Below are 16,238 nucleotides of genomic sequence, written 5' to 3' on the forward strand. Positions count from 1 at the left end.
AACAAGCTCAAGAACTGGCGCCGTATAGCCACGCGCTACGACAAGACCAAGGAATCCTATCTCGGCTTCGTCGCCATCGCCGCAGTCAAATTATGGATACCCTTTGTCCACGAGCGCTAGAACGACAAAAATCCCGTATCAAACTTTTCAATATCGCGAGCGACGGCGGCCACGCCGGAATCGAAAACTGCCTTCCATTTTTTTTCACCTGTAATTTCAAAGTAGTCTAGAATCCCGCCTAGCGCGGTGACGTGCCCGTTAAGGACTTTGTAAGACGTGCCAGTCGGGTCTGCATACTCTTCGACCCACGTTACCTCGCCGTCTATGGTGGCGACGCCTCCATCCTTTGGCGAGTTGACATATGCTTCCATCGCCGCTTCGGCAGCTTCGTGGTATTTTGCTTCTCCGGTCAACGCTGAAGCTCTTTGCAGCACACCCGCAATTCGTGCTTGGCCGATACCAGAAATCCAGCCAGCTGGAATGCCATATTCCTCTATAGGAAACGGATAGGGCCACTCCGCCAATTGTCCGTGCCTTACTGCGGAGCTTAGCAGATAGTCGGCTTGCAACATAAACTGATGCAGCAGATCGACCTTGGAGCAATTCGTATCGAGATAGTCACGATAAAGCGCGTTTGCGTAATTCGTTATAAAATACGGGTTTCGAAACTTACCCACACCGCCGCCGTAGCGATTGCCGTAGTCGAACACGAGTATACCGTCCGAATCCAGACTAAACCCTTTGGAGGATGCATACTCAGCCGCCGGGGATGTTAGTGTTCTTGGAGCGGGTCCGATTTCAGGACAATTCGCAAACGCCGACGCACTGCCGAGGCCCCATGCCAAGGCCATCGTAAAGAATAATTTCATCACGCCCAGAAAACCCCATAGAAAAAGCCCAGCCTCGCCTTACTCGATCATTTTGGAATATTCAAATGATGGGAATAAAAGTGACAGTATGCCGCTGGCCGAGGCATTGCCTAAGTCTCAAACACCAACATTCCAAGGCATCGACACGATCTACCGGCCGCGAAGGCGGCCGGGGCGAGATTTGCTGGGCGGCTGGCTCGACTGATAGGATTAGTTGAAGCTTGCTGCCCGGCCTTGGGGCCGCTAGCCAGACCCAGCGAGACGCCGACCCGTGCAGAGGGCGTCCGTGGCTTAGGCGATTGATCTTCAACGCCTTTTATGAACGGGGTTTAAGCCCTCCTTAAATCGCCGTATTTACTGTCCAAGCGAGCCTTTCAAACGGGATCGACAGCGGGCGGCATGGCAAGGAAAGACAGGACACGCATCGAGCCAACCTTCGACGGGCCGGCCGACAAAAGAGAGGCGGCCGGGCTGTCGGTGACTGACGACGACCGCGTCGTGCCGTCGCGAAAGCGTGCTGTCTCCAAGCGAGCGCCGACCAAGGCGTCGCGGCAGGAGCGGCCGGCGCGCGGCCGGCAGCGGACCAGAAGCCGCGGACTGTTCAGCGGGCTGGGGCGTGTCGTCTACTGGGGTTTCGTGCTCGCGCTCTGGGCCGGCATCGCGGCCGCCGGCGTCGTGCTCTATTACGGCGCGCAGATGCCGAGCGCCACCACCTGGTCCATTCCGGACCGGCCGCCCAACGTCAAGATCGTCTCGGTTGACGGCAAGCTCCTCGCCAATCGCGGCATGACCGGCGGCGAGGCGGTGGGCTTGCACGAAATGTCGCCCTATATCCCGCAGGCGGTGATGGCGATCGAGGACCGGCGCTTCTATTCGCATTTCGGCATCGATCCGCTCGGGCTTGCCCGCGCCATGGTGGAGAATATCACCAGCGGCCGCTTCTCGCAGGGTGGCTCGACGCTCACCCAGCAGCTTGCCAAGAACCTGTTCCTCAAGCCCGACCGCACCATCGAGCGCAAGGTGCAGGAAGTGCTGCTCGCGCTTTGGCTCGAGCACAAGCACACCAAGGACCAGATCCTCGAAATGTATCTCAACCGAGTCTATTTCGGCTCGGGCGCCTATGGCGTGGAGGCGGCGTCGCGCCGCTATTTCGGCAAGTCCGCCCGCGACGTGACGCTCGCCGAGGCTGCGCTTCTGGCCGGGTTGCTCAAGGCGCCGTCGCGGCTGTCTCCGGCGCGCGACCCCAAGGCTGCGGAAGACCGCGCCCGACTCGTTCTTTCGGCCATGCGCCAGGAAGGAATGATCGGCGAAAAGGAGCTGGCCACGGCGATGAGCGCGCCGGCAACGCGCGCCGCCGCCTATTGGACCGGCTCGGAGCATTATGTCGCCGACCGCATCATGGAGGAACTGCCCGGGATCATCGGCGATGTGCGCAGCGATATCATCGTCGACGCCACGGTCGACCTGACCCTGCAGAAGCTTGCAGAAGAGTCCATCCGCCGCCTCATCGACGAGGAGGGGAAAAAGCTTGATGTCAGCCAGGGTGCGCTCGTGTCGATCGACAATTCCGGCGCGGTGCGCGCCATGGTGGGCGGCTATGACTATGCCAACAGCCAGTTCGACCGCGCTGCCGAGGCGCGCCGCCAGCCGGGTTCGGCCTTCAAGCCCTTCGTGTTCCTGGCCGCGCTCGAACAGGGCCGCACACCCGACAGCGTGCGCAACGATGCGCCGATCCGCATCGGCAAATGGAAGCCTGAAAATTATAACGGAAAATATTACGGCAAGGTCACGCTTTCGACCGCGCTTGCCAAATCGCTGAACTCGGTGGCGGCCCAACTGACCATGGAAGTCGGCCCCGCCGCGGTGATCGAGGTGGCGCAGCGCATGGGCATCGAATCGACCCTGCAGGCCAATGTCTCGCTCGCACTGGGCACCTCCGAGGTGACACCGCTGGAACTGACGGCGGCCTATGTGCCTTTCGCCAATGGCGGCTATCGCCCGGAAGTGCATTTCATCCAGCGCGTGACGACCACCTCCGGCGAAGTGCTCTATGAAAATAGCGGCGGTGCGACGCCGCGCGTGGTGCGCCCCGAAATCATCGGCATGATGAATGCGATGATGACCGGCACCGTGGAGACGGGAACCGCAAGGAAAGCGGCCTTCGCCTGGCCGGCGGCGGGCAAGACCGGTACAAGCCAGAATTCGCGCGATGCCTGGTTCGTCGGCTACACCGCCAACCTGACCACCGGTGTCTGGTTCGGCAATGATGACGGCAAGCCGATGAAGAAGGTGACAGGCGGTGCGCTGCCGGCGCAGGCTTGGCACGAATTCATGGTGGCCGCGCATGAGGGCGTGCCGGTGGCGCCGCTGCCGGGCACGTGGAAGTCCAATCCCGATGCCGAGCCTGAATATGATGATGGCGTGCCGATGGCCGGTGCCGACCGGCCCGCATTGCTTCCGGCCAATCCCGATAGGCCGACACAGGTCGATCCGGTCGATACCGCCGGCGGTTTCATGCCAGCCCCGCAGGAGGTTCCGACAGCCTCGATCAACCGTCCGGTGCCGCCGGCCGATGTCGGCGGACCGGCGGTGCGGCGCGAAACCTCGATCCTCGACGTGATCATGGGCAATTGAACCGCAGGCATAGATGCCCCTCGCAAGTACGGTCCGCATCCGCTACATAGCGCTCAAGATGAGGCGTCGGACCCCAAGATCATGACTGCGACAGATACGCGAAAGACGATTGTGCTCACCGGCGCCAGCCGGGGCATCGGCCATGCGACGGTGAAGCGCTTTTCGCGCGAGGGCTGGCGGGTGATCACCTGCTCGCGCCAGGCTTTTGCCGAGGATTGCCCCTGGCCGGCAGGACCTGAGGACCACATCAAGGTCGACCTCGCCGACCCCGAGGACGTCGGCATGGCCGTGTCCGAGATAAGGCGCCGGCTCGAGCCGCACAGCGGCCAGCTTCACGCGCTGGTCAACAATGCTGGCATCTCGCCCAAGCTGAAGGATGGCGGCCGGATGAATTCGATCGACACGCCGATGCATGTGTGGCGCGATGTCTTTCAGGTGAATTTCTTCGCCCCGATCATGCTGGCGCGCGGCTTGTTCAAGGAGCTTGCGGCCGGGCAGGGCTCGATCGTCAATGTCACCTCCATCGCCGGCACGCGCGTGCATCCTTTCGCCGGCACCTCCTACGCCACCTCCAAGGCGGCCCTTGGCTCGCTGACGCGGGAGATGGCGCATGATTTCGGCCCGCACGGCATTCGCGTCAATGCCATCGCGCCGGGCGAGATCGACACGGCGATCCTGTCGCCGGGCACGGAGAAGATGGTCGAGACGCTGCCGCTGCGCCGCCTCGGATCGACCTCGGAAGTGGCCGACATCATCTTCTTCCTGTGCTCCAGCCAGGCTTCCTATGTGACCGGCTCGGAAATCCACATCAATGGCGGCCAGCACGTCTGATCGTAGTCCAGTGCCCGGACTTTCTGGCGCGGCTTGGCTTGACTCATTTACATAGGAGTCCTATGAAAATGCAATGGAGATCGAACGAGACGATAACGCCCAGATAGCGGCGGGGCTTGTGCAACTGGTGTCCTTCCTGCGCATGTCGGGTTGGCGCGATGCCGCGCCGCTTGGCCTCACGCCGACACAAGGGGCCTGCCTGTCTCTGTTGGAAAACAGGGGGCCGAACCGGGTCACCGTGTTGGCCAAGCTTCTCGGCGTCACGCAGGCGACGGCGAGTGACGTTATCGCAGCTCTGGAGCGCAAGCGCCTCGTGATCAGGCAGGCCGATCCTGATGACGGCAGGGCAATACAAGTCCGGCTGACTCAGGAAGGCAGGGTTTTGGCCGCACGCATGTCGGCCCCGCCGGCGCCGCTTGCCAAGGCCGTGGAAGCGCTGGACGACAAGGAGAGCGCGGGGATGCGGCGCGCTTTGTCGAAGATCATCCTGGAATTGCAGGAGGCGGGCGCCATCGAGCCGCAGCGGCTGTGCCTGACCTGCCGCTTCTTCCAGCCCTACAAGCATTCCGATGCGGTGAGGCCGCATCACTGCGCCTTCGTGGACGCGGCTTTCGGGGACGCTTCGCTGCGCCTCGACTGCAACGACCACGCGGACGCCGGATCATCGGCAAGGTTGCGGGCAATCGCAACTGCGCCGAAACCGGTCCGGCGAAACGAACGAGTGCCCCGCCCACCGCAATGAGCGAGGCACTCTTTTTGCTCAAGCTCTCTTGGGAAAGAAAGGAGCCCTTCAACCATGCCACAAAAAGCTGTGTTTTACCATGCAGGCTGTTCGGTCTGCGTGGACGCCGAACAGCGTTTCGCTCACGCCCTCAACCCTTCGGCCTATAAGGTCGAGATCGTCCATCTCGGGCAATCGCCCGAGCGGATCGCCGAAGCTGCGGCTTCCGGTGTCAAATCCGTCCCAGCCTTCGTCGTAGACGGCCAGCCCTATCACATCAATTTCGGCGCGGCCTTGGCCGATCTCGGGGGAGGCGCCTGATGGCCCGGCTATCATTTGCGGCGACCGGGGCAGGCCTGTGCCTGCTCGCTGGCCTTTCTGTCCAGCCGGTTCTCGCCCATTCCGATGGGATCGAGGCCAAGGAAGGCAATGCCAAGGTGGCGGATTTCGATATCGTTCATGCGCGGATCACCACCGAGGGATCCGAGGCGGTGTTCCACATGGCGGTATCGGGCAAGGCGGGCGAGACCAAGCCGAGCGCGGTGGGAAAGCTCGCCGGTTCGGAAGTGTTCGCCTATGTCTGGCCGACCAGCATCGATCCGGCGCAGATCGGCTTCGACAAGGGGGCGGGCATTCTCGCCATGACCGTCACGGCGCATCCGGATTTCGACGACACGCCGCTCTACGACGAGAATGGCGATGGCGATCCGAAGAATGACGGCGATCTGTGGCACAGCCACTGGGTCGTGCTGGGGCCCGACGATGCCTGCGGTGCCGGCGCGCTCAAGGTGATCGACATTCCCGAAGGTGCCAAGCCGAACCTGCCGAAGACCTGGCCGGGCCTGCCGCTACTGATCGACAGTCCCGGCTGGGAGCCGGTGCTGGGCGAGGGCACGGTCGAGCTTCGCGTGAAGTTCGAGGACATGTCCGCGGTGAAGGCGACGAAATATGACGGCGTCACCGCAGGCCTGCGCGTGAATGCCGATGTCCACGCGCCGCTGCTTTGCGTGGCCGATGTCTTCGACGTGGCTTCCGGCGACCTCAGCCTGCCGGGCAAGGTCGGCGAATAGAGCATGGTGCCTCCCTGCTCGGCGCAGGGGAAGGGTGCAAGCATTGCGGACGGCGCTTCCTCTCCCCCGTCGAGCGGGGGAGAGGTGGTTTGCAAAGCAAACCGGAGTGGGGGTCGAAATATAGGCGATAGCCTTGCTGCTCGCATGGTGGGGAGGCATCGACTCGGCAGTCCGGGCAGGCATCAGAAATTATATTTTCGTGAGGCGGCAAGGGGCGCAAAAGCAATCGCCTCGCCCGGACGCAAGCGCGAGCGCATTGCTTCTGCAAGGCGTGGACACCGGCTAAAAATCAGGGACGATCTGGAAACAATGTCTGTGATGGCCGAGCCTGCCGTGAAACTCAATGCATTCCCTGTCTTCCTGCGTGTCGAGGGCCGCAAAATCGTCATCATTGGTGGCGGCGGCGAGGCCCTAGCCAAGGCGAGGCTGCTTGGCCAGTCGAGCGCCAGGCTGGTGGTCGTTTCCAACCGCATCGAGCCCGAACTGGCCGAATGGATTGCCGGCAATGGTGCCGTCCATCTCGACACAGCCTATGCGCCGGCGCATCTGGTGGGCGCGGTGATGGTGTTTGCCGCGACCGGCGATCCGGTTGCGGACCGGCAGGTTTCGGAAGATGCGCGCCGGCTGGGCATTGCCGTAAATGCGGTGGATCGCCCCGAGCTTTGCGATTTCTTCACCCCGGCACTCGTCAATCGCGCGCCGCTTGCCGTTGCCATCGGCACCGAGGGAGCGGGGCCGGTCCTGGCGCAGATGGTGCGCTCGAAGATCGACCGCATGCTTTCGCCTTCGCTCGGATCCCTTGCCTTGCTCGCAAATTCCTTCCGTGAGGCGGCGGAAAGGCTGGTTCCACGGGGTGATCCAAGGCGTCGGTTCTGGCGCGAATTCTTCACCGGGAGGCCGGCGCGCGCGATGGAAGCGGGAGATGCTGCCGCGGCTAGGAGTGCGGCCTCCGACCTTTTGTCGCGCGGTGCTTCAGGCAGGGGCCATGTCGTGCTGGTCGGCGCGGGACCGGGCGCCGAAGACCTGCTGACGCTGCGGGCCCATCGCCATCTGATGGAAGCGGATGTTATACTTTACGATGCGCTGGTGCCGGAAGCCGTGGTCACCATGGGGCGCCGCGATGCCGAACGAATTTCGGTCGGCAAGCGCAAGGGGTGCCATTCCAAGACCCAGGGTGAAATCAACGATTTGCTGGTCCGCCTCGGTCGCGAAGGCAAGCAGGTGGTGCGGCTGAAATCGGGCGATCCGCTGGTCTTCGGTCGGGCGGGCGAGGAGATGCAGGCGCTGCGCGACGCGGGAATTTCGTACGAGATCGTGCCGGGCATCAGCGCTGCCTTTGCCGCCGCCGCCGATTTCGAACTGCCGCTGACCCTGCGCGGCGTGACCTCCTCCATGGTGTTCACCACCGGCCACGACCTCAAGGGCCGCTCGCTGCCCGATTGGGCAAAGCTTGCCATTTCCGGCGCCACCGTCGCCGTCTATATGGGGCGCTCGGTTGCCGCCGATGTTGCCGGCCGCCTGATCGAGGCCGGCCTGCCATCGGATACGGCGGTGGCCGTGGTGGAGAATGCCAGCCTTGCAACCCGCCGTATGTTCCATGGCACGCTGGCCGACCTGCCTTCGCTGGAGCAGCGCACGGATATGAGCGGTCCGGTCATGACGATCATCGGCGATGCCGTTGCAGGCGCGAATTTCGACAGATCCGAGCCGCTTGCCCTGCAAAAGCGGGAGGCCGTGGCGGCATGACGCAAGTGGCGGACGCTGCAATCGAAAGGGAGACGCAGGCCGAGGCTGAGCGTCTGGATGCCCTCTATTGCGCCCTCCCGGCAGCCGAAATCATCGCGCGGACGCTGGGAGCACATGGCGAGGGCGAGATTGCCGCTGTTTCGTCTTTCGGCGCGGATTCGGCCGTGCTGCTGCATCTGATTGCCGAAATGGACCGGTCGCTTCCCATCATCTTCCTCGATACCGGCATGCATTTCGAGGAGACGCTTGCCTATCGCGATGCTCTCGCGAGCGATCTCGGCCTGAGCGACATCCGCATCGTCACGCCGGACGAGGCAGCCCTTGAGCGCGACGATCCCGATGGCAAGCTGCATCTGACCGACACCGATGCCTGCTGCGCCATTCGCAAGGTCGAGCCGATGGCGCGCGGCGTCGCGCCTTTCCGGGGCTGGTTTACCGGCCGCAAGCGCTTCCAGGCATCCACGCGCCAGGCCCTGCCGGTCTTCGAGGCCGTGGGGCCGCGTCTTCGCATCAATCCGCTCGCCCGCTGGACCACCGCCGATCAGGCCGACTATATGCGCCGGCACGAGTTGCGGGCAAATCCGCTGGTCGCCTATGGCTATCTGTCGATCGGCTGCTTTCCCTGTACCTCGGTCGTCAAACCCGGCGAGGATGCGCGCAGCGGCCGCTGGGCCGGGCAAGCCAAGACGGAATGCGGTATCCACCTGTCCGGGCTGGGCGAGACGCTGGACACTCTGACGCGTTAGGCGGTTTCAACCGCGCCGCCGCGACCCGGATTGCTGTTCCGCCTCGTCGATCCTACCAAGCAGGTCGACGAATCTCGGCGGAATCTGCGCGTCGGGCTGGAAGGCCGGCAAGGATCGGACGAAGCGTTTCAACTGCTCCAGTTCGGACTGACGCCTGACTTCATCTGCAAGTGCCCGAGAGACTATTTGATTTCTGCGGCTCATGATCCGGAAAACCTTCTTTCGGTTTCCAAACTCGTCTCAAACCCGAATGGTTCCGCCAAATGCCGCCTGCGACAACTGCTGCCGGCAAACAGGGTAAAGATTTAATTAAAGTTGAATCAATGCGATAGGCGGACCCACGGCACCCCCAAACGCGCCGCCAAGCTGCATCAGCCGCGCCTTGCCCCTTGATTTTTGCTGGTCGAAGCTCGATATCGGGCGCAACTTCCGAACCTTTTGCGAGAATAACGGTAGATGGTGATGAGCGACCAGGAAAAACACGAATACGCGCCCGAGGAGAATGAGACGGCCGAAGCGGCCGCCGATGTGAAGGAAACCGGCGCGGAAAGTGATTATGAGGTGCTGCAGCGCCTGATGAAGGAGAACGAGGAGCTCAAGGACAGGGCCCTTCGGATCGCCGCCGATATGGAGAATTTGCGCCGGCGCACCGCGCGCGACGTGCAGGATGCACGTGCCTATTCGGTGGCCAATTTCGCCCGCGACATGCTGGGCGTCGCCGACAATCTGCGCCGCGCGCTGGATGCTATCCCGGCCGAGGCCAAGGCCGGCGGCGATGCCGGCTTCAAGGCGCTGATCGAAGGCGTCGAGATGACCGAGCGAGACATGCATGTGGCGTTGGAGCGTCACGGAGTCAAAAAGCTCAATCCCGAAGGCGGCAAGTTCGACCCGCATTTCCATCAGGCGATGTTCGAAGTGCCTAATCCCGACGTGCCGGCCAATACGGTGGTGCAGGTGGTGCAGCAGGGCTATTCGATCGGCGACCGCGTGCTGCGGCCGGCAATGGTCGGCGTCGCCAAGGGCGGGCCGAAGCAAAGTGCTGCTCCTGAAACGCCGGTAGAACCCGGCCCCATCAACGAGCAGGCCGAAAAAGACGCCTGATTGCTTTCAGGCCGGCTGATCCGGCCTGAATTTCCTTCAAGCGCCGGATGTTGGGCGTTGCATGGCCCTTCGGGATCGACCATGCTCGTGCGCAAATCACCGGCGCGGCGGCTGACATGAATCCGATCCTGCTTCTCGATTATGCCGGCGTGGCGGTCTTTGCCGCCACCGGCGCGCTTGCCGCCTCGCGCAAGCAGCTCGACATCATCGGCTTCCTGTTCCTGGCCAGCGTGACCGGCATAGGCGGCGGCACCTTCCGTGATCTCATTCTCGGCGCGCCGGTGTTCTGGGTGCAAAATCCTGCTTATGTGCTGGTCTGTGCCGCCATTGCGGTGCTGGTGTTCTTCACAGCCCACAAGGTGGAATCGCGCTATAAGCTGCTTTTGTGGCTCGATGCGGTCGGGCTCTCGGCCTATTCGGTCATGGGCGCGGCCAAGGGCCTTGCCGCGACCGCCTCGCCAACGGTTGCCATCATCACCGGCATGCTGACGGCGACCTTCGGCGGCATATTGCGCGACCTGCTGGCCGGCGAGCCATCCGTATTGCTGCGACCCGAAATCTACGTCACCGCGGCGATGGCAGGTGCAGCCGCCTTCACGCTTGCCGATCTCGCCGGCCTGTCGGCAACCCTGTCGGCCGTACTTGCCTTCTCGACGGCATTCGTGGTTCGTGGCGGTGCGCTGAAATTCGGCTGGGCCTTTCCGGCCTATCGCAGCCGGCCCGGCCGCCGGCCTGAAGACATACCCTGAAGCAAAAATATATCCGCATGCCCGGCACAAAACGGCTTGCCCTTCCGATCCCGATCTGATTGATTGCGCCGCATCCACAGGGGTGCTCCGTATTGCCGGGGCTGAGACGCGGGCGCCAAGCCCTCAAACCCTAGAAGCTGATCTGGGTAATACCAGCGGAGCGAGGCGGGCGATGTTTTCCGGCGCACAGATATCCCTTTATCCCATGACCGACGATTTCGTCGGCGTCATCATGAGCGCTTTGGGCGCGCTCGACCCGTACCGCGACCGGTTGAGGATCGAGACCGACGATATCTCGACGCTTGTGGTAGGACCTCCTGAAGTGCTGTTTCCGGCGATGCGCGACCTCTTTGTCGCCGCGGCTCGTACCGGCAAGCACTGCGTGCTCTCGGCCGCGATCTCGCGCGGCTGTCCGGGCGAGCCTGACGACGCGATCTGCCAGTCGGTGCAGCTCTCCGGCCCGCGTGAGCCGTTGGGGGAGCGCAAGGCAGCCGCTCTCGCCGCAATTGCCGCCGCCCCCGACACGGCAACGCCGATCGCGGCGCAATTCTCGCTCTATGTGATGGGCACCGGCGATCACATGGACGAGATCTATGGCTGCATCGATTTTCTCAAGCGGTCAGGGGTCTTCGATCGCTCGAAGAATTTCTGCACCAAGCTGGGTGGCGACGCGGGCAAGGTATTCACTGCCGTCGAAGCCGCCTTCTGCCGCTTCGGCCCGTCAGAAGGCCATGTAACCATCGACCTGACGGTTTCCGCGAACAGCCCGACGCCGCGCTAGGCGGATTCCTCGCGTTCCGAAGGTTGCCCGATGTCCACAAGCCGCACTCGCGCGGGCGTGTTCGCGCCCGTTTTCAGCAAGATCGCTCCCGCCCTGCTGTCGGTCGGCACGCTGGTCGTGGCATGGGAACTCTATGCACGGTTTTCCGGCATATCGGCCATCATGCTGCCGGCACCCTCGCGCGTCATCGGCCAGGCGCTGGAGCACCGGCAGGCGTTGTTCGACAATACGCTGCCGACCATCCGCGCGACGGTGTTCGGCTTTGGCTGTTCGCTGACGGCCGCCTTCGTCTTCTCGGTGCTGGTCGACTTTTCCGGGCGGCTGCGTCGTGCGCTGTTTCCGGTGTTCATCATCAGCCAGACGCTACCGCTGGTGGCGATTGCTCCGCTGGTCGTGCTCTGGTTCGGTTTCGGCCTCGCGCCCAAGATCATGCTGGTGGCGCTTGTCACCTTCTTCCCGATGCTGGTGGCGCTGGTGCAGGGCTATGCGGCAACCGACGACGACATCCAGTCGCTGCTCGCCTCGATGGGGGCGTCGCGTGTGCGGGTGTTCCTGCTGGCACGGCTGCCCTCTTCGTTGCCCTATTTCTTCGCCGGCCTGCGCATCTCCATAACCTATGCCGTGGTCGGCGCGATCTTTGCCGAATATGCCGGGGCCGCCAAAGGGCTCGGCATCTATATCCTCAACGCCAAGAACAATTTCCGCCCGGGCCTGGTGCTCGCCGCCGTGCTGGTGTGCGCCACGCTGACGCTCGTGCTGTTCGGCATCACCGTGCTGATCCAGCGTGTTGCCATGCCCTGGGAGCGGCTTGATCAAGGGCGCCGGCGATGAGCGCCCCACGCCTTGAACTGCGGCAACTGCGCAAGCGCTTCGACGGGCTCGATGTTCTCGCCGATATCTCGCTCACCGTGCGGCCCGGCGAATTCGTTTCGATCCTCGGACCCTCCGGCTGCGGCAAATCCACGATCTTCAAGCTGCTGACGGGTGCGCTTCAGACCGACGGCGGCGAGGTGCTGTTCGACGGCACCCCGCTGGAGGACGGGCGGCGGCCCTTTGCCTTCATGCCGCAACGCGATGCGCTGATGCCATGGCGGCGGATCATCGACAATACGACGCTCGGCCTTGAAGTGCAGGGGCTTTCCCGCAGCCAGGCGCGCGAGAAAGTTGCGCCACTCTTCGCCGAATTCGGCCTTGATGGCTTCGAGCGCCATTATCCCGCCCAGCTTTCCGGCGGCATGCGCCAGCGCGCGGCCTTGCTTCGCACCGTGGTGCAGCAGCGCGACATGCTGCTGCTGGACGAGCCGTTTAGCGCGCTCGATGCGCTGACGCGTGCCGGCATGCAGCGCTGGCTGCAAGCGATGTGGGAACGTCACCGCTGGACGGCGCTGCTGATCACCCATGACGTGCGCGAAGCCGTGTTCCTGTCAGATCGTATCTATGTGCTGACCGAGCGCCCGGCACGTGTGCTCGATGAAATCACCGTCTCGCTGCCCCATCCGCGTACCGACCTTGCCTCGCCCGAGGCCAGCGCCATCGAGGCCCGCCTCCTCCAAACCCTCCTCAACCCGCAGCCCTAGGAAGGAAGATGACCATGCTGACCCGCCGCCAGATGATTGCCGCCACGCTTGCAACGACGCTTCTGCCGACAAGAAGTTTTGCCGGCTTAAAACCTGTGACCATCGCGCTCGACTGGACGCCCAACACCAACCATATCGGCCTGCATGTAGCGCAGGCCAAGGGCTTTTATGCCAATGCCGGCGTCGACGTGGAAATCCTGCCCTATAGCGACACCTCGGCCGGCGCGCTGGTGGCGAGCCGCGTTGCCGATTTCGGCATATTGAGTTCGCTCGGCCTGTTCACCCAGCGCACGGCAGGCGCCGATCTGGTGGCCACCTATGCCATCATGCAGACCGAGACCGGCCGCCTGGTCTTCAATGCCGACCGCACCGACATCAAGAGCCCCAGGGACCTCGACGGCCTCACCTATGGCGGCTTCGGCAGCGCCTGGGAAAATGCGCTCATCGGCAGCATCATTCGCCATGATGGCGGCAAGGGAGAATATGAGACCGTGACGCTGGGCACCTCCGCCTATGAGGCGCTGGCCAATGGCGCGGTGGATTTCACCCTGGAAGTCTACACCTGGGAGGGCGTCAAGGCCGAGCTTGACGGACGGCCGCAGCGCGCCTTCCGCTATGCCGATTTCGGCGTGCCCGACCAGCACAGCAATTTCATCGGGTCGAGCGAGGCCTATCTGAAGGAAAACCCTGAAGCGGCTTCCGGCTTCGTTACCGCGACGCGGCGCGGCTATGAGTTCGCTGTCGACCATCCCGACGAGGCCGCCGAGATTCTCATTGCCGCCAATAAAGACGTGCTGACCGACCACAAGCTTATCCGCGCCTCATTGCAGGCATTGATCGACGGTCACTATTTCCGCTCGAAGGAGGGCGCTGTCGGCCGCATCGATCCGGCCAAGATCGACGCCATCGGCACCTATCTGTTCGATGCCGGGGTGCTCAAGGACGGCGATGGCAAGAAGGTGGAGGAGCGGCCTGACTTCTCGACCTATTTTACCAACGATTTCCAGACGGCTTGACGCGATCAATAGGATTAGCGGTGGGCGCTCACCGCCCACCACATGAAATCGGCTAGAGCATGATCCCGAAAAGTTGCAGACTTTTCGGACAAGATCATGCTTCAAGAACAAAGGCTTAGATCGAGATGGCGATTCAAGGAAAAGACATCTCGATCTAATGCCCATTCACCAGCCGCAGGATGAGCTGGTGAATATTGCCGCCCTCGCTGAGCTCGTCGCGGTCGAAATCGCGGCTGCGCTGCCGCTGTTCCTGGGAGAGCCGGGACAGATGTCCGGTCAGCTCCTTTCTGATCTTCTGGCAATCGGGATCGCCGGCAACGGTGAGGCCGACGCTGACACGCTCGATCTCGCGGACCATGTCCTTGATGATGTCGCCATGCACCAGCTCGTGCCTGCGCACGCCGTCGATGAACACATCCCAGTTCTTCCGGGTGAGCGGCGGCAGCCGGTCGGCCGGTTTCGGCAGCGCATAGGTGATGATCAGTTTCGGTCGAGCCGACGCCAGCGTGCAGGTGTCGCCCTGCGCCTGGTAGTCGCGTGACCAGGTCAGCTTGAAATTGGTGTGGGCGATGGTGCGGTACTTGCTTTTGCCAACCTTAGGCCCATGCTCGCCGATGGAGGCATAGAGCTCGGCCCCCGATTTCCCCGAGATCGCATAGGCCTCGACCTTCTCGACCGCCTGCCAGTCTGCAAGGGCGGGCGTCGGCAACAAGACGAGACAGATGGTAAACAGCCTGCGCCAGCCTCTTGTCTTCATGCGATCCCCCTCCGGTCCATTTCCGAGGGGACAGACATAACGAACGAGCTCCGCCGGTAAAGTCCTTTCGGACTGCCGGGCAATCTCGCGCAATAAAAAGGGCCGCCCGGATGGTTCCGGACGGCTCGATTTCCATTCCTTCGCTGCAGCGAAGGCTACGCCAGCTATACTTGGCCTATTCTTATAAACGGACTGCGGAGGGGCAGCCTACACTTGCCGCCAGCCCCGCGTGTCAGTTGGCGGAAAAAGCGGCACGGGCGGTGCCGCCGGCTGCCGGAGACGTCTCCTCCGAACTGGCTTCCTCGCTGAAATCCTTCGGCATGCGGCGGCGCAGAATGGCCACGCAGACGATGCTGAGCAGAGCCATTGCGGCGAGATAGTAGCCGATCGAATGCGAGCCGAAATTCGCGGCAAGGTCGGTGGCGATGATCGGCGCCAGCGCACCGCCGAAGATGCCACCCAGGCTGTAGGCAAGCGCGGAACCGGTATAGCGCAGGCTCGGCTTGAACAGCTCCGGCAGGAAGGCGCCCATCGGTCCATAAATGCCGCCCATCACCGCAAGCGTGATCGACATGGCGGCGGCGATCATCAGCGAATCCTTCGTATCCAGCATCGGGAAGAAGAAGAACGACCAGATGATTGCGACGACGCCCGAGATCATGATAACGCGCGGGCGGCCGAAGCGGTCGCCGAGCATTCCGCAGATCAGGGTCGAAGCCGCCATTGCGATGACCGCCACCATGGTCAGCGAAAGCATGTGGGAGCGTTCCAGGCCGAGTGTCTTGACGCCGTAGGAGAGGCCGAAAGTGCCGGTGGTGAAGAACAGCACATAGGTGATGGCTGTCGACATGCCGCCAAGGATGACCTGCAGCGAATTGGTCTTGAGCACGCTGACGATCGGCGCGCTTGACTGGGCTTCCTTGTCGAGTACGCGCTGGAAGACCGGCGTTTCGGCGATGCTGAGCCGGATATACAGGCCGAAAATGATCAGGAGCGAACTGAGCAGGAACGGGATGCGCCAACCCCAGCTCAGGAACTGCTCGTCGCTGAGGAGCAGGCTGAGGCCGAGGAAGATGCCGTTGGACAGCAGGAAGCCCGGAGCGCTGCCGAGTTGCGGCAGGGCGCCGAACAATCCGCGTTTACCCTTGGGCGCAAATTCGGTGGCAACCAAGGCCGCGCCGCCCCACTCGCCGCCAAGGCCGATGCCCTGCATGAAGCGCAGCAGGCATAGAAGGATCGGTGCCGCAATGCCTATGGTCCCGTAGGTCGGCAGCAGGCCGATCAGCACGGTCGCCACGCCCATGGTGAGCAGCGAGGCAACCAGCATCGCCTTGCGGCCGATGCGGTCGCCGAAATGGCCGAACACGACTGCGCCGAGCGGCCGCGAGACGAAACCAACGGCAAATGTCGCGAAAGCGGCGATAGTTCCGATGACCGGGTCGAGGCTCGGAAAGAAAATACTATTGAAGACGAGAGCTGCAGCTATCCCGTAAATATAGAAATCGTAGAATTCAACAGTAGTGCCGATCAGGCTGGCGATAGCAACGCGCCTTTGCATTGCTTTTCCGATCTCTGCCATCATTTTCCTCCGATGATATGCGGTTGTCCGTTGAGCACGCCGCCGAGGTCCATTCCGCAAT

17 protein-coding genes, 1 pseudogene and 1 riboswitch are annotated in these 16,238 nt (G+C 62.7%); of the genes and pseudogenes, 15 read left to right on the plus strand and 3 right to left on the minus strand.

Annotated elements, in window-relative coordinates:
- A pseudogene (locus EET67_RS15900) lies at positions 1 to 120 on the plus strand (IS5 family transposase); the annotation flags it as partial.
- On the opposite strand, the gene EET67_RS15905 reads toward EET67_RS15900, so the two are convergent.
- On the minus strand, positions 117 to 710 hold the full coding sequence (locus tag EET67_RS15905; protein ID WP_165899925.1) for a D-glucuronyl C5-epimerase family protein: 594 nt from the start codon (positions 708 to 710) through the stop codon (positions 117 to 119). The pseudogene EET67_RS15900 and the gene EET67_RS15905 sit on opposite strands and share 4 nt — an antisense overlap.
- A gap of 558 nt (positions 711 to 1,268) precedes the next feature.
- Here EET67_RS15905 and EET67_RS15910 point away from each other — a divergent pair.
- The 14 genes from EET67_RS15910 to EET67_RS15975 all read left to right on the plus strand — a co-directional run bounded on the left by EET67_RS15910 (position 1,269) and on the right by EET67_RS15975 (position 13,841).
- Entirely contained in the window at positions 1,269 to 3,503 is a 2,235-nt protein-coding gene (locus EET67_RS15910) for a transglycosylase domain-containing protein (RefSeq protein WP_128627186.1), read from the plus strand.
- Positions 3,504 to 3,584: 81 nt separating this feature from the next.
- Positions 3,585 to 4,334: an SDR family NAD(P)-dependent oxidoreductase gene (locus EET67_RS15915; RefSeq protein ID WP_128627187.1), complete on the plus strand. Its 750-nt coding sequence runs from the start codon at positions 3,585 to 3,587 to the stop codon at positions 4,332 to 4,334.
- Between the two features lie 73 nt (positions 4,335 to 4,407).
- Positions 4,408 to 5,076, plus strand: a complete 669-nt coding sequence (locus EET67_RS15920; RefSeq protein WP_128627188.1) for a MarR family winged helix-turn-helix transcriptional regulator — start codon at positions 4,408 to 4,410, stop codon at positions 5,074 to 5,076.
- Positions 5,077 to 5,130: 54 nt separating this feature from the next.
- A complete protein-coding gene (locus EET67_RS15925; RefSeq protein WP_128627189.1) occupies positions 5,131 to 5,376 on the plus strand; it encodes a thioredoxin domain-containing protein in 246 nt (81 codons plus the stop codon).
- Positions 5,376 to 6,125, plus strand: coding sequence for a hypothetical protein (locus EET67_RS15930; protein ID WP_128627190.1), 750 nt, complete (start codon positions 5,376 to 5,378; stop codon positions 6,123 to 6,125). Before EET67_RS15925 ends, EET67_RS15930 begins: the two co-directional genes overlap by 1 nt.
- Positions 6,126 to 6,443: 318 nt before the next feature.
- Positions 6,444 to 7,871 (plus strand): siroheme synthase CysG, encoded by a 1,428-nt coding sequence (gene cysG / locus EET67_RS15935; RefSeq protein WP_128627191.1) that lies wholly within the window; start codon positions 6,444 to 6,446, stop codon positions 7,869 to 7,871.
- Positions 7,868 to 8,617 (plus strand): phosphoadenylyl-sulfate reductase, encoded by a 750-nt coding sequence (locus tag EET67_RS15940; protein WP_128627192.1) that lies wholly within the window; start codon positions 7,868 to 7,870, stop codon positions 8,615 to 8,617. Before cysG ends, EET67_RS15940 begins: the two co-directional genes overlap by 4 nt.
- 30 nt (positions 8,618 to 8,647) lie before the next feature.
- The gene (locus EET67_RS25670; RefSeq protein WP_165899926.1) at positions 8,648 to 8,926 is read left to right on the plus strand and encodes a hypothetical protein; all 279 of its coding nucleotides are present in this window, start codon (positions 8,648 to 8,650) and stop codon (positions 8,924 to 8,926) included.
- A 153-nt stretch (positions 8,927 to 9,079) separates the two neighbouring features.
- On the plus strand, positions 9,080 to 9,718 hold the full coding sequence (grpE, locus tag EET67_RS15950) for a nucleotide exchange factor GrpE (protein ID WP_128627194.1): 639 nt from the start codon (positions 9,080 to 9,082) through the stop codon (positions 9,716 to 9,718).
- Positions 9,719 to 9,834: 116 nt separating this feature from the next.
- Positions 9,835 to 10,467, plus strand: a complete 633-nt coding sequence (locus tag EET67_RS15955; protein ID WP_128627195.1) for a trimeric intracellular cation channel family protein — start codon at positions 9,835 to 9,837, stop codon at positions 10,465 to 10,467.
- Between the two features lie 68 nt (positions 10,468 to 10,535).
- A riboswitch (TPP riboswitch) is annotated at positions 10,536 to 10,649 on the plus strand.
- On the plus strand, positions 10,640 to 11,248 hold the full coding sequence (locus EET67_RS15960) for a YkoF family thiamine/hydroxymethylpyrimidine-binding protein (protein WP_128627196.1): 609 nt from the start codon (positions 10,640 to 10,642) through the stop codon (positions 11,246 to 11,248). It overlaps the preceding riboswitch by 10 nt.
- A gap of 30 nt (positions 11,249 to 11,278) precedes the next feature.
- Entirely contained in the window at positions 11,279 to 12,079 is an 801-nt protein-coding gene (locus EET67_RS15965) for an ABC transporter permease (protein WP_165899927.1), read from the plus strand.
- Positions 12,076 to 12,825: an ABC transporter ATP-binding protein gene (locus tag EET67_RS15970; protein ID WP_128627197.1), complete on the plus strand. Its 750-nt coding sequence runs from the start codon at positions 12,076 to 12,078 to the stop codon at positions 12,823 to 12,825. The genes EET67_RS15965 and EET67_RS15970 overlap by 4 nt, the downstream gene beginning before the upstream one ends.
- A gap of 8 nt (positions 12,826 to 12,833) precedes the next feature.
- The gene (locus EET67_RS15975) at positions 12,834 to 13,841 is read left to right on the plus strand and encodes an ABC transporter substrate-binding protein (protein ID WP_128627198.1); all 1,008 of its coding nucleotides are present in this window, start codon (positions 12,834 to 12,836) and stop codon (positions 13,839 to 13,841) included.
- Positions 13,842 to 13,995: 154 nt separating this feature from the next.
- Here the strand turns inward: EET67_RS15975 and EET67_RS15980 are convergent, their stop codons facing one another.
- Both EET67_RS15980 and EET67_RS15985 read right to left on the minus strand, forming a co-directional pair.
- A complete protein-coding gene (locus EET67_RS15980) occupies positions 13,996 to 14,598 on the minus strand; it encodes a DUF922 domain-containing Zn-dependent protease (protein ID WP_128627199.1) in 603 nt (200 codons plus the stop codon).
- Positions 14,599 to 14,830: 232 nt separating this feature from the next.
- The gene (locus tag EET67_RS15985) at positions 14,831 to 16,156 is read right to left on the minus strand and encodes an MFS transporter (protein WP_245450948.1); all 1,326 of its coding nucleotides are present in this window, start codon (positions 16,154 to 16,156) and stop codon (positions 14,831 to 14,833) included.
- Positions 16,157 to 16,238 lie beyond the last annotated feature (82 nt).

The organism is Borborobacter arsenicus, from assembly GCF_003934165.1.
GTDB lineage: Bacteria > Pseudomonadota > Alphaproteobacteria > Rhizobiales > Rhizobiaceae > Pseudaminobacter > Pseudaminobacter arsenicus.